Source organism: Lysinibacillus sp. UBA6686 (assembly GCF_002455205.1).
In the GTDB taxonomy this organism is placed as follows: domain Bacteria; phylum Bacillota; class Bacilli; order Bacillales_A; family Planococcaceae; genus Lysinibacillus; species Lysinibacillus pakistanensis.
On record NZ_DKJS01000014.1, the window covers coordinates 58,773 to 83,495 of the forward strand.

16 protein-coding genes, 1 pseudogene and 1 riboswitch are annotated in these 24,723 nt (G+C 35.1%); of the genes and pseudogenes, 2 read left to right on the forward strand and 15 right to left on the reverse strand.

The genetic code is table 11. From position 1 onward, the window contains the following. Positions 1–111 precede the first annotated feature (111 nt). Entirely contained in the window at positions 112–1,026 is a 915-nt protein-coding gene (locus B2R82_RS04060; protein ID WP_286923645.1) for a tetratricopeptide repeat protein, read from the reverse strand. 394 nt (positions 1,027–1,420) lie between these two features. Further along, positions 1,421–1,497, forward strand: a riboswitch (glycine riboswitch). A 156-nt stretch (positions 1,498–1,653) separates the two neighbouring features. Between B2R82_RS04060 and B2R82_RS04065 the strand changes: the two genes are divergently transcribed. Continuing rightward, positions 1,654–2,991: an amino acid permease gene (locus tag B2R82_RS04065; protein ID WP_286923646.1), complete on the forward strand. Its 1,338-nt coding sequence runs from the start codon at positions 1,654–1,656 to the stop codon at positions 2,989–2,991. Between the two features lie 101 nt (positions 2,992–3,092). Here the strand turns inward: B2R82_RS04065 and B2R82_RS04070 are convergent, their stop codons facing one another. From B2R82_RS04070 to B2R82_RS04120, 11 genes and pseudogenes are all read right to left on the reverse strand, one after another. Further along, the gene (locus tag B2R82_RS04070) at positions 3,093–4,061 is read right to left on the reverse strand and encodes a glutaminase (protein ID WP_286923647.1); all 969 of its coding nucleotides are present in this window, start codon (positions 4,059–4,061) and stop codon (positions 3,093–3,095) included. An 81-nt stretch (positions 4,062–4,142) separates the two neighbouring features. Continuing rightward, positions 4,143–5,560: pseudogene (locus B2R82_RS04075) on the reverse strand (M20 family metallopeptidase). A gap of 32 nt (positions 5,561–5,592) precedes the next feature. After that, entirely contained in the window at positions 5,593–6,816 is a 1,224-nt protein-coding gene (locus B2R82_RS04080) for an MFS transporter (protein ID WP_286923648.1), read from the reverse strand. 340 nt (positions 6,817–7,156) lie between these two features. Next, the gene (locus B2R82_RS04085) at positions 7,157–8,479 is read right to left on the reverse strand and encodes a hypothetical protein (RefSeq protein WP_286923649.1); all 1,323 of its coding nucleotides are present in this window, start codon (positions 8,477–8,479) and stop codon (positions 7,157–7,159) included. Positions 8,480–8,675: 196 nt separating this feature from the next. Next, the gene (locus tag B2R82_RS04090) at positions 8,676–11,528 is read right to left on the reverse strand and encodes a hypothetical protein (protein WP_286923650.1); all 2,853 of its coding nucleotides are present in this window, start codon (positions 11,526–11,528) and stop codon (positions 8,676–8,678) included. Positions 11,529–11,668: 140 nt separating this feature from the next. Then, positions 11,669–13,204: an SMI1/KNR4 family protein gene (locus B2R82_RS04095; protein WP_286923651.1), complete on the reverse strand. Its 1,536-nt coding sequence runs from the start codon at positions 13,202–13,204 to the stop codon at positions 11,669–11,671. Positions 13,205–13,218: 14 nt separating this feature from the next. Beyond that, positions 13,219–13,743, reverse strand: a complete 525-nt coding sequence (locus B2R82_RS04100; RefSeq protein WP_286923652.1) for an SMI1/KNR4 family protein — start codon at positions 13,741–13,743, stop codon at positions 13,219–13,221. 59 nt (positions 13,744–13,802) lie between these two features. Then, positions 13,803–14,480 (reverse strand): endonuclease V, encoded by a 678-nt coding sequence (locus tag B2R82_RS04105; RefSeq protein ID WP_286923675.1) that lies wholly within the window; start codon positions 14,478–14,480, stop codon positions 13,803–13,805. A 164-nt stretch (positions 14,481–14,644) separates the two neighbouring features. After that, complete coding sequence (locus B2R82_RS04110; protein WP_286923653.1) at positions 14,645–16,984, reverse strand: ATP-binding protein; 2,340 nt, start codon at positions 16,982–16,984, stop codon at positions 14,645–14,647. Beyond that, entirely contained in the window at positions 16,975–17,133 is a 159-nt protein-coding gene (gene comX / locus B2R82_RS04115; RefSeq protein ID WP_286923654.1) for a competence pheromone ComX, read from the reverse strand. The genes B2R82_RS04110 and comX overlap by 10 nt, the downstream gene beginning before the upstream one ends. 344 nt (positions 17,134–17,477) lie before the next feature. Further along, positions 17,478–17,969: an Lrp/AsnC family transcriptional regulator gene (locus tag B2R82_RS04120; RefSeq protein WP_286923655.1), complete on the reverse strand. Its 492-nt coding sequence runs from the start codon at positions 17,967–17,969 to the stop codon at positions 17,478–17,480. A 242-nt stretch (positions 17,970–18,211) separates the two neighbouring features. Here B2R82_RS04120 and B2R82_RS04125 point away from each other — a divergent pair, with 242 nt between their 5' ends. Next, on the forward strand, positions 18,212–19,129 hold the full coding sequence (locus B2R82_RS04125; protein ID WP_286923656.1) for a DMT family transporter: 918 nt from the start codon (positions 18,212–18,214) through the stop codon (positions 19,127–19,129). A gap of 67 nt (positions 19,130–19,196) precedes the next feature. Here the strand turns inward: B2R82_RS04125 and B2R82_RS04130 are convergent, their stop codons facing one another. From B2R82_RS04130 to B2R82_RS04140, 3 genes are all read right to left on the reverse strand, one after another. Next, the gene (locus B2R82_RS04130) at positions 19,197–22,367 is read right to left on the reverse strand and encodes a hypothetical protein (protein ID WP_286923657.1); all 3,171 of its coding nucleotides are present in this window, start codon (positions 22,365–22,367) and stop codon (positions 19,197–19,199) included. A 161-nt stretch (positions 22,368–22,528) separates the two neighbouring features. After that, positions 22,529–23,848: a metal-dependent hydrolase family protein gene (locus B2R82_RS04135; protein ID WP_286923658.1), complete on the reverse strand. Its 1,320-nt coding sequence runs from the start codon at positions 23,846–23,848 to the stop codon at positions 22,529–22,531. Between the two features lie 98 nt (positions 23,849–23,946). Beyond that, complete coding sequence (locus tag B2R82_RS04140) at positions 23,947–24,555, reverse strand: TetR/AcrR family transcriptional regulator (protein ID WP_286923659.1); 609 nt, start codon at positions 24,553–24,555, stop codon at positions 23,947–23,949. Positions 24,556–24,723: the final 168 nt, after the last annotated feature.

The following is a 24,723-nucleotide window of genomic DNA, read 5'->3' on the forward strand; positions in this document are numbered from 1 at the left end:
TAACTACGCTGCGTCGTTTCGACAAAAAGAAACCATCCCAAATGACTATGAGATGGTTTCCTTTTTGCAAAAAATTCAGAGTTTCTACTATATTATATCCATTACATACATTTACTTACCTATTTCTTGCTCACCACAACTTTGATCATGCATGGGGCAGAAAAAGGTAAAGCAACGAGATGCAATATACAGCTCATCATCATTCGAGAGGCCAACCTGCAAATGAGCATTTCTCACACGCTCCATATCCGCTAGCAATCTCTGCTCCTCTTCCTTCATTTCCTCACATGTCATTTCATATTCCACTGCATCCTCTGGTAATTTCAATAATTCTGTTGTTAATGTTTCCAGAAAAGCGGCGCGAATATCTCTTACTTGCTTTTCATGCCCCAGTTGATGCAGTACCCATAAATAATTGGAGATCCAGCAAACCGTATGTGCATAATGCTGATAACCTTTAGCATACCATTCGGCGGCCTCTTGATAGTGACCTAGGCTTTTATATAACTCCCCTAGTTCGACTTCTCCAATAAAGCGTTCCTGATCCCGCTTAATAACATCAATCCATTTATAAGCACTATCTGTATCTCCAGCCAAGACAAAACATTCAACAGCCCTCATTAGCCCGTAATCCTCTGATTTATAGGATTGGATAAAATATGTAGCCGCTTCGTTAAACTTTTGTTGCCGTTTATAAATACATCCTAAATTATGAGCGACAACTGGGGACTCAAATAAAGTATAGGCTTTCTCTAGCCATGGCTGTGCACTTTCATCGTTCACAAGTCGCATCAACAATTCGCCAAGTAATGCATACGGATAATAAGATTTAGGCTCCATAGCAACAGCCTGTTTGGCATAGTCTAACGCTTCTTCATAATCTTCATTTTCCTTCAATAAATCGGCTAAATTATGGAGGATTATAACATTTTTTTCTTCAGCTAGCACATCTAACAGCATATGTTTAACCTGTTCGTACCCTCCTTCCTTCGCCAATATCTCTGCAGCCTTCTTTATTCGTTCCATTTACTCACCTCATGAATAGATTATTAATGCACCATATCATTGGACGTTTTTACCTCTTTGTTGAACATTTGAATTCTTCATTTGATGACTCTCCTCACTTTTTTGACCGCTCGTACTCTCAAATCGTCCTCTCTCCCCTCTATTTTAAGCATTCGAATTTCCAATGTAATCACTCTCACATCGTATCAATCCAAAATTAAGAAAACAATTGTATGACCTAAAAATACTATTTTCTATAATTTATTTCTCTATCTAAATCGCATTCTTCTATTTTTCTGAAAATAGCTAAAATTTGTTCTTGAATAATGATGCAACCATTGATAGGATGTATAATATCTTAAAATAATGTCATCACGACAATATAAGCTATGAATGCTATGGATTAAACTATAGCAGGAGCAGTTCTGGAGAGAGCGCAGCTTGCGTCGCCGAAGGGTTCACTATCTCAGGCAAAAGGACAGAGGAGTAATATCAACTTTCATCATGAAAGATATACCAACCGAATGTTTACCTTATCGTCAACATCCATAAATGGTATTTGTTATTCTGACGTTTACGAGACTAGTGTCATGACTAGTCTTTTTTTATTTTCCAGTCATATTTTCTACATCATTGAGGGGGATTAACGTGGAACAACAGCAATTAAAACGAGATTTAAAGAATCGCCATGTGCAGCTTATTGCCATTGGAGGGACAATCGGTACAGGTTTATTTTTAGGATCTGGGAAAGCCATAGCACTCGCTGGGCCTGCCATTATCTTTGCCTATTTAATTGTCGGCATCGCTCTATTTTTTGTGATGCGTGCATTAGGTGAACTATTATTATCAAAAGCTGGTTATACATCATTTACTGATTTTGCTACAGAATATATAGGACCTTGGGCAGGCTTTGTCACAGGCTGGACGTATTGGTTTTGCTGGATTATGACAGCCATGGCAGACATTATTGCTGTTGGTGTATATACGAAATATTGGTTTGATATACCTCAATGGATACCAGCGATAGGCTGCTTAGTTCTACTATTAATCTTAAATTTATTAACGGTAAAATTATTTGGGGAATTAGAGTTTTGGTTTGCCCTTATCAAAGTTATCACGATTGTTGCACTCATTATTATTGGGCTTATCATGCTATTTACAGGCTTTCAAACAAGCTCAGGCACTGTGTCAGTGGAAAATCTTTGGGCACACGGTGGAATGTTCCCGAATGGTGTTAACGGTTTCTTGATGGCATTCCAAATGGTTGTTTTCGCTTTTGTTGGTGTCGAATTAGTTGGCGTGTCGGCTGCAGAAACAGCCGATCCTAAAAAAAATATTCCTTCAGCCATTAACAAAATACCATTACGTATTTTACTATTTTATGTAGGGGCATTATTTGTCATCCTATGTATTAACCCTTGGTATGAAATGTCTGCTGCAAGCAGTCCATTTGTACAAGTATTCACTTTAGCAGGAATCCCAATCGCAGCTGGGATTATTAATTTTGTTGTTCTCACATCTGCCGCTTCTGCAGGTAATAGTGGTTTATTCTCTACAAGCCGCATGCTTTATAATCTGGGCAACAATAAGCAAGCGTCAGCATCATTTGCCAAGCTTAATAAAAACAGTGTACCAAGTAACGCACTTATCGTGTCGGCAATTGTGGTATCGATTGGCGCCTTATTAAGTAAATTAATGCCAGAAAACGCTTTTAGTGTTGTGACAACCATTAGTGCTATTTGTTTTATCTGGGTATGGAGTATTATATTAATCTCCCATATCATCTATAAACGAAAAAAACGGGCACTACATGAGGCATCTAGTTTCAAGGCACCTTTTACGCCATTCGTAAATTACTTAGTACTTGCCTTCTTCGCATTTTTATTAGTAGTAATGTTCATCTCTGAGGCCACACGTACAGCCTTACTGCTAACACCTATTTGGTTTATACTACTCACGTTTATTTATAAAATGAAAAAGAACTAAACCAATAGGCTAAGATGAACTGCCTTGGATAGTTTACAAAAGTGAACCTATCCAGGGCTTCTTTAAAAAAACTACACTAAAATCACGTCAATTATATAGCTTTAAAATATATTCATATCCCATTCAGTTGCAAGATGCTTTAATAGCTTTACTCCTGCCACACTATTGCCGATTGAATCAATCGCTGGTCCATAGATACCAATACCACAGCCATCAGGAAATGGAGAATTTAAGCTTGCGTGACTAGGCACAGCTGCAAGAATTGCTCCAGAAACACCACTTTTAGCAGGTAGCCCGATAAATGCAGCAAATTTTCCAGACGCATTATACATACCGCAAGTAACCATCAAGGCCTTCGCTAATTTCGCGACCTGTTTTGGGAAAAGCTGTGTTTTTAATTGAGGATGGTAGCCATCATTGGCAATTACTAATCCGATCATCGCTAAATCAGATACATTGACTTCTATCGCACATTGTTTTAAATATACTTCCAATGCCTCCTCTACGGGGCAATCTAAAAAACCAGAATCCATCAAATAATACGCTAAAGATCGATTTCGATTAGCTGTTTGCCATTCAGATTGAAAAACCTCTTCATTCACCTTCAATTTTTTACCAACCATTTGCTCTATAAAATAGAGAATTTTCTCTATCTTCTCCTGTGGTGAATTTCCAGAAAGCATAGAGGATACTGTTATAGCACCCGCATTAATCATGGGATTAAATGGCTTCCCTGGGCGATGGCTTTCCAGGCGAATAATGGAGTTGAAGGTATCACCTGTTGGTTCAACATCTACTCGTTCTAAAACATAGGATAATCCTCGATCCATACACGCTAAAATAAATGTAACTACCTTCGACACACTCTGGAGGGTAAATAGTTCAGTAGTATCCCCTGCCTTCATTTCATTACTAGATGGTCCAACAATTGAAATAGCTAATTGGAGGGGATTTTTTTCGGCAAGTGCTGGAATATAGTTTGCGCACTGTCCATTTTTTGCAAAGGGGCGAAACTCCTCGACCCAGCCAGAGACAAGATGTTGCTGTGAATTTGTATGTTCGGTTACCATAATCTAACTCCTCTCATATTTGAAAAAACAGAGCCTTCATAGTTCACCTATGAAGGCTCTATCCGAATCTATACTATTATTCTAACGCTTTGGAGGCTTTGTACCTTGAGGAATTAGGGATGCATAAGTCTCTCCATCCAAACGTTCCTCCCATTCCTTTTTAGCCTCCTCAATCAGTGCTGGATTGTGAATACACTCTATAGCGGTGCAAGCCATAATTTTTGCAGCCTGCAACATCCCCTTATGTGCTATCGGCATAATGCCCTGTGATACAACCTGCCACGTATGAAGTGGCGTCCCCAACGCCATACATACCGTTGTACATTGAACAGTTGGAACATTCCAGCTAACATCTCCAACATCTGTAGATCCGCCCAAAATAAATTCTGGTAGAATACCTGGAATATGTTGTGCAATCACTTGATCTTTTAACAACATCCTATCCTCTTTCGATAAGCCAATTAAAGCAGAGGCCTGAATGTCGGGTGAAAATGTCTTAAAAATAGCTTGTGCATGCTGTTCATCTTCTATTGTATAAGTTGGCATACCAATTTCAAGTAATTGCTTATACATTGCATCATAAAGTGTTTTATTTGGAATAAGATTTGACGCAGCGCCTTCAAATTCGATTTCTAATGATGTTCCAGTCATAAGTGTGGCACCTTTAGCAATATTTTCAACACGCTGATAAATCTCCTGTACTTGCTGTTTTTTGGGTGCTCTTACTAAGTAAGTTACCTCGGCATATGGCTGTACAACATTTGGAGATGTTCCTCCTGAATTTGTAATGGCATAATGCACGCGTGCCTCTGGAATAATATGCTCACGTAAATAGTTTACCCCAACATTCATAAGTTCAACAGCATCCAATGCACTTCTTCCTAAATGTGGTGCTGCTGNNCTGCGTGTGCACTTTTTCCAGTAAACTTAAAGGTAGCTGCATAGTTTGCGAGAGAGCTACAAGTCATGACTGTTGAAAATGTTCCAGGGTGCCACGATATGGCAATATCAACATCATCAAAAAGACCTGCCTTCGACATATATGCCTTACCTGAACCATTTTCCTCAGCGGGACAGCCATAAAAACGAATCGTCGCTGATTGATTATGTTGTTCTAAGTAATCTTTCACAGCCACAGCCGCAGTAAATGCACCTGTTCCCAATAAATTATGGCCACATCCATGACCACTACCACCCTCTTCTAGTGGCTCGTAAGAAGTGGCACCACCTTTTTGACTTAGTCCAGGAAGAGCGTCATATTCACCGAGAAAGGCAATAACAGGCTTCCCAGAACCAAATGTGCCCATTAGTGCTGTTTCAAGACCTGCTACCCCAACCTCAGTTGCAAAGCCCTCTCTCTCTAAGGCTTCTTTCATAAATTGTACCGATTTTTTTTCTTGAAAATGAAGCTCAGGTACTGCCCATATAGCATTACTTAATTCAATGCTCGCCTCTCTTTTTGATTCGACTAATATTGAAATTTTTTCTTGAAAACTCATCTTTTTTTACCTCCTTAGAAAATGGGATTCAACTATGAATTCAATAGCTTCCCTTTTTGATCATTTAATGTTAACAGTGAAATAATACAGATTGCTGCAAATCCAATTAACATCCAAAAGGCTGCATCAAAGGACCCATTAAAGGCATCTAACATAAAGCCAATTGCCATCGGTGTTACAAATCCTGCTAATTGACCACCTGTATTGGCAACGCCCATTGCTGAACCTGTAATGGATGATGGCAATTTCTTTAGCACAATAGCAGGGAGCAAGGTAATAACAAAGGCAATAAATATAGAGACTACCGTTTGATAGCTGATAAATAGTGATACAGATTTTGCTGTAAACATTAAATACAATAAAATGCCAATGACTGCACATGAAATGGAGCCTAAGATTTTGTCCATCCCTCGTGGTAATTTATCAATGATAAAACCACTACCATAAACGCCTATAATTGTTGTGATTGCAGGGATTGTTTGTACCCAGCCAATTGACATTAAATCAAGACCTCGATTTTTTTGTAAATAGGTAGGAATCCATGAAACTAATCCCCAGTTCACGGCATAGATACAAAAATAAGCAATAATTAAATTCCACATCAGTGGTGTCTTAAATAATTCCTTCAAGCTCACTTTCGGGGAAACATTCTCACCCCTCTCTACTTGAACGGCTTGCTCCTGTGGTAGCTTGATATATTTCCAATAGAGCAAGGCAATAATGGCCCCTATCGCTCCGATAATGATGAACATCATGCGCCAGCCAATTGTTCCTAATAAATAAGCAGCTAGTAATGGTACAATCAGTGATACAATTCCTCCAGAGGTAAGCATAATGGACATAGCTCTCCCTCTCTCCTCCTTCGGAAAAATTGTTGCAATAATTTTAGAGCTTGCCGGCTGGAAGCCCCCCTCTCCAATACCAAATAAAAAGCGAATAACAATCATAGCCGTTAATGACCATGCAACAGCGGTCAAACCTGTAAAAATTGACCACATTATAACAGCCATCAATAAAACTCGCTTAGCGCCAAATTTATCGGCAAGCCATCCACCAGGAATTTGCATAATGGCATAGCCTAAAAAGAAAGCGCTTAAAATAATTCCTGTAGAAGAGGCATCTAAGCTCAAATCACCTGTAATGGATACAACCGCATAGTTCATAATGTATCGATCTAAATTTCCTAACGACCATCCTAAAAATAAAAGTGCAAGTATTAAATTTCTGGATTTTTTTGTTACCGAATTCATTGTCATTACATTCCCTCCCATATCTTGTAGCTCTATTGCTGCAATAGTTGTGCAAAATGATGATCATCTAAATTTTCATTGTATCCTTTCGCTTTCCTTTGCAACCTACCAACTTTGGCTATCCATCTCTCCCGTCTAATAAAATCAAAACCCCTTAAATAACGACAATTTCGTTATATATTCGTATAATAATCAAATTTTTATGAAATGACAATATTTTTTTGAAAATTCCTACTAGATAAAACGTAAAGAAGGCTATAAGACATCTAAAAAACCACGCTTAAATCCTTATATATGTAACAAAAAAATATCCCAAAACCGTAAATGGTTTGGGATATTTCTTTATTTAATACGTAGGACGATGCATAACAAGCTGATACATTTTGATAGGTCTACCTCGAGTATGTTGTAGTTCCTCTCCAGCGATCTTTGCTAAACCTACACTACATAAATCAGCTACAATACGCTGAGCATTCCGTTCACTCATTTGAAGCTGTGTCGCTAAATCCTTTGTCGTAAAATGCTTCCAACGCATTTTTTGAACTAAAGCCTGTATTTTTGTATAGGTTTTGATGCTAATACTACCTCTTTTTAATTTTTCAAGTATATCTGGATCTTCCGCTCGATAGGAATAGGATAACTCTTCTATATTCCCAACGGATTCAATAATCGTACCATCGTCCTGTACCATAACAATATCAATAGATTCATTTGCTTTCGTTTGACGTAAACCTCTATGTGCATGTAATTCTGCGTTAAATACTGTTTGCGCAAAGCCGATCCCTGCTGTTACCTTCCCCTCCATTTCAATGGACAGCTGATACATTTTCTCTGTGATGAACTGAATTTGACCTTCAATAGCTCCCCTAGTGCTGAAAATTGTATATCTCCCATTTCCTTCCACCACTAAAGAGCCATCAATTCGTTCGCATAATTGCAATAAATTTTCCTTTATGCGTAATTCCAAATATTGAATACGGTAGCCCTGCTTCATTCGCTCCTTCAAAGAGTCGAAATCCTTTATTTCCAGCATAACAGCACCAATCTGTGTTTCTTTATAATAGGATGTTTTAATTCTTTCCGTAAACAACTGCACAGTATGGTAAATTTCCGTTTTTGTGGGAGAAACCCAATATGATGGAACCCCCATCCTTCTTAATTGCTCATCTACTGACGGATAACAGGTGATGGCAAAATCAATTTTTCCTTCTTGCCAAAGCCCAAAATGGAACTCAAATAATTCCTTCGGATCAATGGCGACATCAAATTCCTTAAGATACATGTTCCTTACATTTTGTTCAATGTCCGCTAATCCTTCTGTGGCCATTTGTGCAGGAGATGGAATAATATCAATACTAACATTCTCGATAAATTTTTTTCTTTTATAGGATTCCTCTAAAAAACCTTTATAGATAGCTGCCTCCGAAAAAATAATATGTGCCAGTTTATCCTGTGAAACACTTGTCTGACTAGCAATTTTATAAGGTATGTATCCTGAAAAAAGCCAAAAATCTACATCTTGATTATGGCTCTCTACAATATCTTTCGTTTCAGTGGCGATACTATAAATATATGGAATAAACGTCATATCCTGATCAATTTCATGTGCTAATTCGATAATTTTTTCCACGGATTTAATTGGCCCAACAACACCTATTTTATACATCATAGCTCCTACCTTCTCTATCAATTACTCCGTGCATTTAGCACTCCTACTATTTACTGTAAATAGTATAGCGAATATGTTATAGCCTAGACAATTGAAAGCTATAAATTCTACAGAAGATTATGCTTTTCCTCTACAAAAAACCCCGAATAATAAGCATATTCGAGGTTTGATTAACACAATATTGAATTAAAGTATCTTAAACATCATTGCTATACAAATTCTTATACAGAATTTCTAGTTTCTTCGAGAGCTTCCCATAGGCTGTTTGCCAAGCTTTACGTGCTTCTTCTTTTCCTTCACCGGCAGGAACATAAAGTGCATGAATCTCTGCTACCTTTTTCAAGTCATTCTCTGCCTGCGTTAGCTTCGAATAATTTTTTACAACTTTTTTCTCAGAGGCACTAAGGGCATCATATTGGGTACGGATTTCTTTTACCTTCGTCTCCAAATTAGCTATATACTCACCATTTTCAAGCAATCCATTGATCGTTTCAATTAAATTTAAAGCTGTATCATTCGATTGCTGCTGCCCTTTTTCTTTATCAAGAATAGCTTGTCTTATCGCAGGGCTAACTAAACTCATTTGTTTAGCAGTAAGTTTCGCATAGGCTTTTATAACGGTTGTCGGGTTGCTATTAAATGATTTTTCATACTGCTTCATGAAGGAATCTACTTTCTTCACATCAGAAACGGCAGTGGTTAAAATCGAGGCATTCGTAATACGCTTTTTATCACTAGAACTTAGCTTATTATATTGGGCTGAAAGCTGATTAATTTTATCGATGGAAACAATATACATATCATTCGTAACAATTGTTGCAATCTCACTATTTAGCTTGGAGATATCAGGTGCGCTGCCATCTACTAAACGATTATTCAGTAAATCATCATATTGTTGCTTTGCTAAATGCTGCTGATTTGCAGGCAGCTTTGCATATGCCGTCTCAACTGTTTGAATTTTTTTAGCCTGCTTTGTAGCATCCGTTTCCTCTCTAGCCGTTTGCACCTTTTTATGGAAGGATTTCACACCAGACAAATCCTTACTAGCAGCTGTTAATAAATAATAGTTTGTCACAAATTTTCGTGCAGGAGAAGATAGATTTTTATAGGTTGCTGTTGCTGCATTTACAGCTGTTTCGAATTGTGTAAATGAATATTTTGAAACATCAGCAAGCTTCGCAATATCTCCCTTTAATGCTTCGGCAGCAGCCTTATCAGTAGGTTCCTTGCCATTTGTGTCAACTGTAACCTTTGGTGTATTCAATAAAAAATCGTCAGCATTATATACAAGCGATTGTTGTAGATTCGTTAATTTATTATAAGCTTTCAATATACTAGTATAGTTTGAATTTAGTTTACTTTCCGCTACACCAGTCGTTTGACTTAGCTTCTTATAAGCATCCATGTCCTTTATCACTTTTTCAGCTGCCTTAAAGTCCTTCTGGAGTGTCAGGATATCCTCATACCCAATAATTTTTGCTGCAGAATTTTTCGTTAAGCTCTTATACTCATTTATAATGCGGTTTACATTATTAACATGACTCTGCCAAGAGTAAACGGACGGGTCTATCGGATAGCTATCGATAGCGCCACCTATATAACCTGCTATATCTATATTCAGCTTTTGGATTTGATTATCTTCTGCGTCTTCAGCTTGAAGTAACGCTGTCACATAATTGGATGGCACTAATTGTAATTGTTTAAATGTCAGCTTTTCATAGGCGGATCGAATGGATTTGGCTACAGTAACCTGTTTGTTAGGCGTATTATTTGGTGATAATTTCTCAAATGATTTGATAAATTGCTCAACCTTTTTTACATCCGCCTTTGCATCATTTAAAATAGCTTGATTTTGCACTGTTGAGCGGTAATTTTGCGCTAGTTTGGCTTTATCCTTTTCAATTGCCTCTACAGCCGTTTGTAAAGCTTCTTTACTTGCAGGAACATACTTAACAAAAGCATTTTCGTATTTTAATAAGCCTACAATAGCTTGATTTAATCTTCTTACCTCATTAATTTGCTCAATATCGGATGGATCTTTTAGAAGGTTTTTAATGCTAGTATATAAACTATCATTCACATCCAAGCTTCGCTGTAATAAATCCAGCTTATCGTATGAGTCCTCAATATCTTTCAAATACTTCTGTAAATCCTTCTCACTAACTTCTTTTATCTTATCTACTTTTTCAGCAAGTTTACTAATTAATTCAACATCAGCAACAGCTCTTTTTAAAACATCGTAATTTGTCACATTTGCCTTCGCAGGAGCTGTCAATGCCTGATACTTAGCATCCATCGCTGTTACTTCACCCTTAAATGCTTCTAGGCTTGAAACATTGTATTGATGGTCGTTTTTAAGCAATGTTTTAATTTCATTAATCATTGAATTTGTCGGTTCATTCGATACTGTGATGACATCAGAAAAATCTGATTCTACAATTGCAGAACCAACTTTTGCTTTTACCTTAACCATAATCTCTTGCATGCTTTTATCTAAAGCATCTTTTGGAATTGTATATGTGCCGCTAGTAGCCCCGTCAATGATCGTGAAGGACTCACCAACTTTATAAAACCATTGATAGCTATATGTAATTTGACTACTTTGTAATTTGGCTCCTGCAGCATCCGTCACTTCGGCTGTGGCCTTTAACACTTCCCCAGGAACAACATATTTAGAAGAAACGGCAAATGTCGGCTTTGCAATTGCCAGTTGAAGCGTATTGATTGTTAGTGGCGCACTTTTATATTTACTATCATTCGTTGTAATGGCTTCTACAAATATTGTTTTCCCAGCTGCCTCTACTGGTACTGTAAAGGATGCAGCAGTTGCACCAGAGATTGGTTTATTTGTATTGTCGTTTTCAACATAATACCATTGGTAACCTTTCACGATTGAATTCGCTGGTAAATTCTCAATAGAAGCCTTTAACACACCATTTACCATATTTTGTCCTAACACTGTCACTGTTGCTTCCTCTGCACCTGCCACTGTTGGTACAATAAGAGCTGCTGGAATAGCGGCTACTGTGAAAAATAATTTTTTATTCAATTTTTTTACCTCCTCTATCCATCTATTCAATTATATCGGTCAAAATTTTGGAATTTCCTTCGTTTTACGGAATATTTCTAAAAAGTGTATTTTCTCCTATTTCTAAATAAAAAATAATATTTTTATGATTTTTTCTATACTTAGACCTTATGAGTGTTTAAATACTGATGCCAAACTTTCTGCTCCTCAGCTGTCATTCCACCAACAATAGTAGAAAAGTCAATCGCCTGATGAAATAGGTCTTTTAAGTAATTAAATTGTTCAAATGATCCTGTAAATATTTGAAGCGAGGAAGATTTTGCAATCACCTTAAGATTCTCAATTGTTGTCCCATCTAATTTTAAGCATTTGAGATTTTTTAGTGCACCAATTGCAGTTCCATCCTCAAGTACGGTATTTTTTAAAATAATTTGTCGCAGCTGACGACTGGATGATAAACAATCTAGATTTTTCAAATAGCAATTTTCAAATGTTATTACTTGCAAATTTTCAAGGTGATCTAACTGCAATAAATCCACCTCTTCAATATTTTTCAATTGATGGATACCTAATTGTTTTAAATTGCTAATTTGAGTGATTTGTCTTAACTGTTCTTTATTTACGATTGAAATGGATAAGGATTCTAGTGCCTGACATTGTTGAAGGATTGAAAAATCTTTAACATCTGTTTGATCCATTTCTAGATTTTTTAATTGTGAGATACTAACTAACGGGGTTATATCGAAAACCTGTGTATCATTAATATTTAATTCTTGCAAATGCTCAAGGTTCTGTAATGGCGTTAAATCACTTAGCGGATTCTTAACTAAATAAAGTTTTTTTAAAGAAAGCATGTTCTTTAAAGGGGTTATATCAGTCAATTCATTGCTGGTTAAAATTAATTCTTTTACTTCTGTGCAAAATTGTAATGGTTTAATATGCGTGAGTTTTTTCCCAATTAAGTAAAGCTGCTTTCTTTTGATAAAATTCTCTGGATTAGAATACTCTTCTTGTATTATCTCTTTCCATCCAGAATCTAAATCTTGCATCCATTTGGCAGTTTCCTCTTTGAAAGTTTGAGATTCATGGTGCAGAACAGGCAATTCAAGGGTTTTTAGCGTATCCAAAAAATGGGTGCTGTTTTTATAATTCCAGTAGAGATCGTCCTCTTCTTGTTCAATTTGATAATTTCCCTGAAAAATGGTTTCAGCAATAAATTCTAGAAAATCTGATAATTGAGTAGCTATTACATACTTTACTTCTTCATCACGACCAAAATTAATGACCTGGCCTATTTGCCCTTGATAATCTGGATCGACATCAATGCCAATATTATTGCCGCCAAAATCCTTACTAATAGGTATCCAAAAACGATTAATATACCTTTCTTTTATATATCCAGTTGGGACTGAATATGAACTCCCTGTCATTGCAAACTCGTCTTCTAACTGCTTCCATACATGCCATTCCTGCAAAACATCATTTAATGGTAAAAACGGTAATCCGAAAAACAAACCTGGTCCATCTTCCCGCTCCCCATTATGTATTAGATAGAGCTCTCTTATTTCATCAGGAAATTTTACAGCCATCTCATTTTCAACCCTCTGTATCTCTTCCTCTGAGGCTGGTGGATTTAAAAAGGGCGAAAATATTTGGTCTAACTGAACCTTTAATTTTTCCATTGTCAACTTAATCATAGTCGTTTACCTCCCTATTCAAAATTCGAATCATTTTCTTCATTTAAACAGTTTTCTACAAATTCAAAAAGACTCTTTGCATCAGTTGTTCGCTTTCCCCAATCATGCCAAAAATACAACACCTGTCCCACCACTCCTTGTTCAGTGGGATCAGTATCAAGACAAAGATAATCGCCTCCACCATTTTCAGCGATAGGAATCCATTTTTTATGCCAAAGCAATGGTTGAACTTCAACGCCATACTCTATATCTGGAAGCAGATCATCTGGGTCAAATTCCTCCTGTAGGAATAACCAATTATCCATAATTTCCGCAAGAGGGGAAAGTGTTAGATTTCTAACAAAAGACTCTACCCCCACGTCCCATGCTTGTCCATTATAAACACTATAAAAACTTTTCATCTCCTCTGGAAGAATCACACCTAAGGTATTTTCAATTAGCTGAAATTCTTCTGCCGTTGCGCCAGGCTGGAGATTCAATGCATCCTTATCCTTTTTCTCAATGATACATTTCCATAAATTGTCCGCTTGACTATTCAATTTCAAATCCCCTCACTCTAAAAAAGATTCATTCACATCTCTCACATATATCGACATGTTCACACATCATCTTGATGCAATTTCCTCGCCTGATGAGTAGCTAAATCTGCATATCTAACAGGGATTGGTAGACGGCTATCTTTGTCAATAAAGTGCATTGTTATATTTGTGGCTGTGTCTAAATCAATCCAGTTTCCACATGATACAAATATTGGCTTCACATTCTTTCTACTTCTAAGCGTACGCCCAAATACCTCTCCATCAATGACAATATCAGTAAATGCTCCAGCAATATTTTCAGGCATCGTGAAATCAATATTTTCAATTTTGTAGTAAGTTTTTGCTACTCCTATTGTTGGTTTCTTTAAGTAGAAAGAAGCATGTGTGGCAATTCCCATATGGCGCTTATGTAGATAACCATTCCCATCAAACATATATAGGCTTGGTTGAGTTTTCAGCTTTTTCACAGCTTCTAAAATAAGAGGCAATTCTCGAAAAGCTAAGAACCCAGAAATATAAGGAACAGTAATTTCATTTATATACGAAACTTGCTCTATCAAATTTTTTGACCTAAAATCAAAAACTTGTATACAGCAGGCTCCATATTCTTTATTATTTTTATGCCAATAGGCAATATCTACGCCAGCTACAAGGCTAATTTGGTTCTCTAAGAAATGATTTTGTAGAGAAATATGCTCTCTTAAATCATTTTGTTGTGCGATAAAGTTTTGTACCATTTCATCTTTTTCCAAGACTAACAACCCCTCTCTTCTACTAACTAAGCATAAAATTTCCTAATTTCAAAGCAAAAACCTTCTAATCTTTACTTGTGCTTGATTTTGCACATTAGAAAAGATTAGAAGGTATGAAAATGATTCATGTTTTGCTTACTATTCATAGATTATCCTATGGTACTATGAGCATGCCTTTTATTACAGATATCGTAGTCATAGGTAGTGGAAGTATTTCCTTCATTCACTATAATTCGAATGGACATTCCTTCCCCTAAATTCGTATTGATCGAGAACTGACCATTAAAAGCCTGTACCCGTTCTTGCATTCCCCTAATCCCCATGGAATCAGCAAGAATAATATCATCCATCTTACAGCCCACACCATTATCAGAATAATTAATCTCAAATCCATCGTCTGTTTCAAATAGATTAATTTCAACCGTATCAGCATATGAATGCTTCAAGGCATTATTCAATAGCTCTTGGAAAAGACGATAAATCATTAAGTTTAAACGCTCATCCTCTAAGTAAAGGCGATCAATAGCATAAACTAAAACAAATTCAGCACGTTTATGAATTTTTTGAATAAGCTTCTCAAGGGCAGCATTTAGGCCCAATGTATCTAATAAAGGAGGCTTTAAATTTTCACAATAGCCTCTTAAATCATTTAAAGAAGCTAGCATATGTTCATGAATCTTCGAAAGCTTTGTTTGAAGATTATCCGTATTCTTCGTACGGACAAGAACATCCATTTCTCTAGCGATATGTAGCTGTTCTTGTAGGTTTGTATCGTGTAATTCTTGTGCCAATTGATATTTTTCTTCTTCAAAACGCAGCCAAAGTAATTTATTGAGCCATGGCAGTTGGCTTTTATCCGCTGCTTTCATATGCTTTAGCTGTTCTAATAGATCCTCAACCATTTTCGTATTTTCAATAAAATTATTTAAATACAGAAGCACTAGCTCTAGCCATAATAATTCCTCTTCTTTTAGATAAATAGATTGATTATGATCCACAACTAGAATTCTTTTATAATTCGTATCTTGATGAATAAAGGCAACGTAAAAATGAGCCGTTTTCTTAATATCCCCTAACCGTAACTGCTCAATGAATACTTCATCCACTTGATTTTGTGTATATTCTTTTAATTTGCTCGTTGAAGTTACGGCATGTGTATGAAAATCATAGGTGAGTACATAAACATGATGGATTTCAAGATGCAGGGAGACTTCCTGAACAAATCTTTCTAGTAAATCTTCAATTTTCACCACTCTACCTATACTATCAACAGTTGTATACAATCGATGGATATAATCTCCCTTTGTGGAAAACAGGATTTTTCGCTTGCGATAATCGATCTTCTCTTTTATATAAAAAAGAGCGATTAAAGACAAAAAAGTAAAAAAGAAGATTTCTGTCATTCTTGAAATCGATAAATCAGTAATCCAATAAAGACCAATCATTAGCCAAATCGTAAAGGCAAAGGAGAAATTAAAATAATGACGTAAGCGTGTAATGAAGTATTCCATATCAAATAGACGTTCAGTGAGCTGTGTACAAATAAAACTATAAGGTATTAATACTAAAAAAAGAGAACAAATATCTGCCGAAAGTATTTGTTTATGAAAGATAACTTCTGGTAACGCGTATAGAAACAGAAAGGGCATAAAAGGAATAATAATACTGCTCAATAATATTTTTAATTGTGGTATTTTATATTTAAAATTCCCTGAAATCATAATCCCAAGAATTATGATAAGTAGTAAGAAAAATATCCCTAAGATTATATTTGAAAGCGCAACATGAGTAGAACTATTTGTAATACCATAAATGCTTAAAAATACTACCGATAGAGGGAGTACATACAGAATCTTTATATTATTGATAAACAACCATTTTATATTTAAAAAATCAAAGTAGAGCCTTAAAAAATGTATTAAAAGTACAGGACATAGCAGCATACTACTACGATTTACAATTACCCCCACATTGTTTAATATTCCAGACGCTCCTATACTTACATATGCTAATGAAACTGTTAGTATAAATAAGATTAATAGATTTAATAATGGTGTATTTTTCTGTTTAAGGTACAAATATACGGAAAGTATTAACGATAGGAAGTAATATATAGTAGGTACAACAAATACATAATAAAATTTTTGAGGAATATCGAATGGTTTTATTTGTACATGTACTTTATCACCATTAGGTTTCAATATTGTTAAATCATTAGCTGAGCGAATAATAAAATCATATTTGAAAATCTGAATATCATTTATATGGCTACCATCTATTTTTAGCACAATATCTCCAGGTGATATCTTTTGTTTCTTTGCCCAATCTTTATAATAGGAGTCTGTAACCATCCATTGTCCGTCTTCTTGTTTTATTTTTATACCTAAAAAAGAAGTGCTATAAGTAACAAATAATAAATAGACACCTATTATTAAATAGATACTTATAGCACTCCAAAACCATTTATTTTTAAAATAACTCAGTTCCACAGAAACCATTCTGAACGTAGCTCTTCATCAAACGAATCTAAGATCGCCTTTTGTTCAAGTTCTGTAATGCCAATAAGAGAAGCCTTATTTTCTTTTAACAAAGATACTACTGACGGATTTTGCTCCAAAAATTGAATCATGTTAATCATAAAATCTCCTCATTTCATATGTTTTTTATAGTTACACCTATTTATATGTTAATAATATCCTTAAAAAGGTATTTTTAACCAACATTGTAACTACATCTTCATTATACTATCTTTTTACATTTTCACAACAATATTTTCTAAAAATTCCTAAAAAATAATAGATTATGTGCTCATTCTGCTTAATATGCCAATTTGTATGCTAAGACAAAATTAGTACACTCAATATGAATTGAAATTTTTGTTGAAAAAGATAGACTCATTCCAATAGAAAAAGTAACGGTAGATAAGCTTTTAGATAAATCTGCCGTTACTTTTTCAGTAAACTACTTTATTAAACTCTGTAGCTATTTTCCAAACTCAACGTCAGTTATAGGCAAAACTGTAGAATGTTTGATTTCTCTTAATGATAAATTAGTCTGAATTCTTGATATACCAAGCTTATTTAACTTTCTTATAAAGCTATCGAGCTCCCTCCTGTCTCTTATTACTACCTTTAGCAGATAATCGTATTCCCCTGTTAAACAATGACATTCTAATATTTCTGGCATTGCCTCTAAAGCATTTTCCAAAATATCTAATTGTTCAGCTTGATGGATATTTGTGCTGATAAAAACATAGCACAGTAAATCAAATCCAAGCTTCTCCTGATTTAAAATCGCTACCTGTCTATTAATAAACCCTTCACTCACTAAGCGTTTTATTCTTGTATGTGTTGCTGGTGGGGACAAATTAACACGTCTTGCAAGTTCGGCATTACTTATTTGAGATTCCTTTTGTAAAATATCTAAAATTTGTATATCGAGTGCATCTAAAATTTTGCTGACAAATGATTCCACTTACATTCTCCTTTTATGTTTATTCTAAAAACAAGCTTAAAAATAGCTTTCAAATTAATTTTATTTCCTTAAACACACATTTCATTTTCTTTTATTTCGTTTTTTTTGAATTATACAAAATAGTATTCCTTAAAATCAACAAAAACCATATAATAATTAACAAATTCATATAGAAAATGTCATTGTGCACAATGGCTTCTATTTTTCAGCTTAAGCATGAAAAATAAAAGGAGCTAAATGATATGTCAAAGTTTTATGTGTTATTGTTACTCTTAACAAGCTTGCTTTGGGGAGGAAATTTTGTAGTTGGCAAATCTCTAGTAGATCATGCTTCACCGCTGACATTAACGAGCTTAAGGTGGATCATTGCTATTGCTGTTCTACTGCCTATGGTTTGGTGGAAGGACAAAAAAATAATCCCTTCTTCACATGCAGTTTTACCATTAATTTTAATGGGCATCTCAGGTGTTGCGCTATTTAACCTTCTCCAATTTTCAGCACTAGAACAAACTACCTCAACCAATGTTGGGTTAATTTCAGCATTAAATACTATTTCTATTGCTATTTTTTCATATTTCTTTTTAAAAGAAAGAATCAATATACGCCAAGTTTTATCTATGATGATTTCACTTTTAGGTGTCCTGATTGTTCTGTCCAAGGGAAAGATTAATTTACTATTTTCGGCGGATTATAATATGGGGGATTTACAGATGGTACTAGCTGTAGGTGTTTGGGGGATATACTCCGTATGTAGCTTATGGGCGATGAAAACGACTTCTCCCCTAATGTGTACCTTATATTCAGGTTTATTTGGCCTTCTTATTCTTCTACCCATGAATATCTTTGATTTTCATATTTATAATATCAATTATTCTTTTATTTTATCAATTTTATATACAGGTGTTATCTCTACGGTTGTTTGCCTTGTCCTTTGGAATATTGGCATACAAAAATTAGGCGGCACAGCATCTGGTATTTACTTGAATTTCAATCCCATTTTCACCGCCATCCTTGCGTTTTTGTTTTTAGGCGAACAATTGACATGGCTACAAGGTGTTGGTGGATTAATGGTCATTTTAGGGTGCTATTTCTTCACATACTTTAAAAAAGTAAAAGGAGTTTCTTTTAACATTTTTAGCGTAACGGATCAAAGAAAATAATAGTAAACCGAAATAAAAACCGTTATTTTGATTTTTCTTTTTCAAAATAACGGTTTTATAGATATGATTATTCGATTCTTGTAGGATACTCTTCTATATATAATTTCTCTAACTGATTAGAGAGTTTATTAAAGGCATTTTGCCAGGCCTTTCTAGCAGCCTGTTTGTCATCGGCGTTTAAAATCGCCTCTTCTAATGTACGAACTTCAGCAACCTTTGCTAAATCATTTTCCGCTTTTGTCAGCTTTGAATAATTTTTCACTAAGCTTTTTTGAATTGTTGAAAGTCCTTCATATTCACTGCGCAAATTACCAACTTCCATCTTTAGATTGGCTATATATATGCCAGAGCTCACTAAATTGTCAATTTTACTTACTAACCCCAATGCTACATCATTTGATTCACGCTGTTGTTTCTCTTGTTGAATAATTGTATCTCGCATTTGACTTGGAACGAGATTTGCTTGCTGTGCTGTCAGTGCATTAAAGGCTTTTATCACATTTGGACTATTTTTTGCAGGGTTTTCTTGCATTCTATTATATTGAGTAATGAAAGCCTCTACCTTTTTTACATCAGCCATTGCTTGTTTTAAAATTGAATAATTGATAATTTTCTTTTGCTCCGCTGCTGAAAGATTTTTATACTTACCTTCTAGTTGTTTAATCTCCTCTATACTTGCATTACCGTCAGAAATCTTCGCAATCGCTTGATCTAACTCGGTCAAATCTGTATATATGTCATTATTTGTTAAAGAAGTAATTAAATTTTTATAGGTTTCATCTGCACCAGCAAGCTTTTGCTGGTTGGCGGATAAGCTTGAATAAGCCTTTTGGACACCTTGAATTTTTGCATAACGCTTTTTCAAATCAGCCTCCATTGCTGCCGTTTCAGCTTTCTTTATAAATGACTGCACCGCTTTCACATCTTTTTCCGCCGCTTTTAATTCATTATAATTTGTCACATATTTACGCGCTGCTGATGTAAGTCCGCTTTTATACTCATTCACTAATTTTTCTATATCTTGGGCATAGCTTGCAAAATTACTGTTTGGTACCGCAATAATAAGATTGATTTTAGCCACAAAGGCAGTTCCCAATTCCTTTGCCTTTACCTCAGCCTCAGGCAATGGTTTATCACCTGGTGGCTGCTCAGATGTTGAAGGTGAGAGTAATGTATTACTATTTTTCACTAAGGATTTTTGCAGCGTCGTTAATTTATTGAGTGCACTCAATGTACTGTTATACGTTGAATTTAGTTTGGAATAACTGATACCTTCTGTATTCAGCAGTTGCTTATATTTTTCAATTTGTGCCGTCACCTTGTCTGCAGCTTTTATATCCTTCTGCAATTGTAAAAGCTCTGTATAGCCTGTTATCTTTTTGGCATTTTCCTTCGTCAGCGTTTTATACATTGTAAGAGCTTTATTGATTTCCTTGGTGTCCTCTATCGTATTGATTCCTTTATACTCAGTAGTTGGCCCTAATGTAATATATTTATCTATCACACTTTGAACATTGGTAACATCTTGTTCCTCAGCCGTCTCTGCTTTGGCAAGATTACTACCCACATCGAAAAGGGTACTAGGTACTAGGCTTTGCTGTTTCACATTAAGCTTTTCGTAGGCTGTGTGGATGTTTTTTGCTGCAGCGACCTGTTTTTTGGCAGTAGTATTGACATCTATTTTATTAGCTTTATCTAAAAAGGCCTGCACTTTTTTAATATCGGCCTTTGCTGTATTTAAAATATCCAGATTTTGAACAGTCGATTTATATTCACTGGAAAGCTTGGCAATACGATCCTCTATCTCCTTAATGTTTTTCTGTAAATCAGAAAGTGAATTTTTATATTTTACTAATTCATAGGATGATCCATTTACCAGTGAATCTAAAAGCCCTAAAATTAATTTATTAATCTCTATTACCTCTGCAATATCTGTATTCTGTGATGCATTTCCTAAGCCACTCTGAATGTCAGTATACATGCTCATATCAATACTTCTTTGTAATAAATCTAACTTTTCATATTCTGAATCTAACGCTTTGAACTTTTGGATTTTAGCCGTACCATCCACTAATTTTTGTGCCTCGAGTATTTGATTTTTTAAAGACTTCACTACTTTATAATCCTCTATAGCACGCTTTAAAATATCATAGTTGGTCACATTTGTCTTAGCTGCTGCTGTTAATGCTGTATATTTACTTGTTAGGCTTGTTAGCTCATTACCAAATTGCGTAAAGCCTAAAGATTTATAGACAATAGCCTTATTTGAATTCCTTTCTAATAACTCATCGATAGATTTCATTAATCCTTCAGCTGGATTATTTGCTACTTCTACCACCTCGGAGTAACTAGGACCTGCTTCCTTTGTGCCAACAGTTACTATCACACGGACTACAATTTTATTAATTTGATTTTCTAATGCGTCTGTAGGAATCTTATAGGTAGCACCTGTTGCTCCAGCAATAAAGGAATAGGAATCACCCATTTTATACATCCATTGGTAAGCATACGAAACCTGCTCTGCTTTTAAATCTCTCGTATCATCTTTAACAGTCGGCGTCACAACGGATAATATATCTCCAGGCAATACAAATTTTTCTGGCGAATACCCATTAATTTTTAATGGCGTGATGGAGGGATCAGGATCTAACTTCAACTGTAGCGCATCGATTGAGATTGGTGTACTTGTATAGTTTTTTCCATCCTCTGATGTTGCCTCGACAACTAACTGTTTCCCCGCCGCTTCAACTGGAACGGTAAGCTCTATATTTGTTGCACCTTTAATTGGTGTTTTTTTACCATTGTCAAAGAAATACCACTGGTAGCTCTTCATTACAGGTTTAGGATTGAGATTATTAATTTCCGGAAAGATTTTACCGTTCACATAGGTATTTCCAGCTACTTGCAAGGTAGCATGGACGATCATTTTGTTACTTAAATACTCAGTTCCATCTTTTGTTGTCACTTTCACAATAATGGCTTTATCAGCAGCACCTGCTGGTATCGATATCTTATGACCCACACCTATTTGAGTTTGGTTTTCGCCCTCAACAGAAAACCATTGATAGGCATCAATTTCTTTATCTTTCGGAATCAATGAAGTATCGGCCGTTATTTCAGACCCTTCAATATTATTTCCAGTAATTTTTACAATACTCGCATCAGCCGCTTGTACTTCCATTGGCACAATTAGAGCCACTGGAGCTGCTGCCATTAAAAATAGTTTAGCTTTATCCATTTTCTCGCCTCTCTTACTACTATGTATCAATCAATACCCATTATAGCAATATTTTTTGCATATTAGCAATAATTGCCTAAGTCATCTAGTCATAGATAAATAGGTATTTTTATTGATATCGATAGTAAAAAAGTAGGTTTTTAAAAGCTAATTTATTCTCATTAAAATTTAGAATTTAACAATTTATCAACTTTATTAATTCTAGAAACAGTAGGATTTTTTATCAAATGCCCTTTTATCAAGACCATCTTTACCTCTGATAATGTTTGTATCACCTCTAATGGATTTCGCTCTAGAACAATTAAGTCAGCCTGTTTTCCAATATCTACAGTTCCAGTAATATGATCAATTCCTAAAATTTCTGCATTGGATTTCGTTACACAATCAATAACTTGATTTGGACTAAGGCTTGTATACTTTAAGAAATGATTGAGCTCTCTCCATAAATCATAATGTGTAACATAGGGCATAGCAGCGTCAGTTCCTACACCTATTTTGATTTGATTTGCAATGGCTTGTTTTAAACTAATAATCATTCCCTCATAAACTAGTTTGGAATTCTCTTTGACAATATGATTGACCTTCGTTATTGCTGGATCAAGAGTCGCAACAGGATATCCAGCCTGACAAGTTGGAATTAAAGCAGAATAACCTCTTAAAGCTTTTGGATTATGTTGATATAAGGCAATAATCTCTTCATCCATTTTAGCTCCATGCTCAATTGTATCCACCCCACCTTTTAAGGCGATTCTTACACCTTCTGTACTTTCTGCATGGGCTGCTACGAGTAAACCCATTTTATGTGCCTCATCACAAATAGCAGCTACCTCTTCTTCCGTCATTTGTAACCTACCAGCCTCACCTATCGCTTTTGCATCGGTCACACCACCTGTCACACAAATTTTTATTAGATCAACACCATGTTTACTATTTATTCTTACATTTTTTCTTCCTTCCCATGGCGAATCACTTACTAGTGCTAAGTATGGTGCACCATGCCCTCCAGTAACACTAAGAAAATAACCGGATACAAGCAAATTTGGACCAATAAATTTATTTGCCTTGATTTCATCCCGTAAATGAACATCCGTGTAAAAGAATTCACCCACACTACGCATCGTTGTAATACCAGCATGTAAAGCATTTAGGGCATTTCTCTTCATTCGTTTCTTTAATAATGCTCTACCCATTTTTGTATCTAACAGCTTATGCCCCGTTTTCAACATGCTTTCATTCGATGACATTGTAAATGGTTTTCCATCTGAGAAAAGATGTACATGTGCATTTATTAATCCTGGCATCACATATTTACCAGTTAAATTGATGGTTTTATAGTTTTTAGAAAACTTCAATTCCTTAGTTTTTCCGATATGTTCAATGATGCCATTTTCATTTATTAAAATGGTCATATTATCTTCAATAGACTTATTACTATCTCCATGAATGATATGACAATTTTTCAATGCTAATCTTTTGTTCATATTAATCCTCCATTAAGTAGCATACAAAAATGAATAATTAATTCATTTTTGAGCTAAAATAGAATGTAGGTGAAGGTTTTTCACCTACATTTTTTAAACTATTCATTTAAATTTTTCATGCCATATAATCGATAGATAGTCAATGCCTCAAAAATTCGTTTACGACTATCTTCACTTAGTTCCCGTTTTAATAAATCTAACAGCATATCTATTACATTATTCGAGATAATATCTAACAAAATTATATTTTCCTCACTACTGATTTCATAGCTCTTATAGCTATTTTTTAAATAGGGTCTTTTCGTTTCAAGCATTAAATCAATTAGCTCATTTTTAGAATTTTGATAGATTGTTCCTTTGTTTCGCTCAAAAATAATAACAATCTGCATACGATATTTGGTTAAGGCATTCATTTGTTCTTCTAACAATGCAGCGTTTTCAGCAATTTTAATTCCATCAAAATAAGCCTGATTATAGAGATGTATGCTTTCCACTAAAACATTCTTTAAATAATCCACTAGTGTTGGTGAGACAACAGCATAAAACAGTTCCTTTTTATTTTTAAAATAGGTATAAATATTTCCGACTGAGATATTAATCTCCTTTGCTATATCGCTCATTTTAGCATCTATGTAGCCCTTTTTAAAAAACAGCTTGAGTGCAGCAGACTCAATTTCATTCTTCACTTCATCCTTTTTTGCTTGCAATATAAACGTCCTCTCAATAATGAATAATATATTCATTATTAGATTAATTATTCGTCATCTATTTGTCAATAAATCTGTTAAAATTTTGAACCAAATCATTTCTTCCTTATAAAATCCTGATAAATAGGATTTAAAATCACTAAATAGATAAAAAATCAAATTACAACA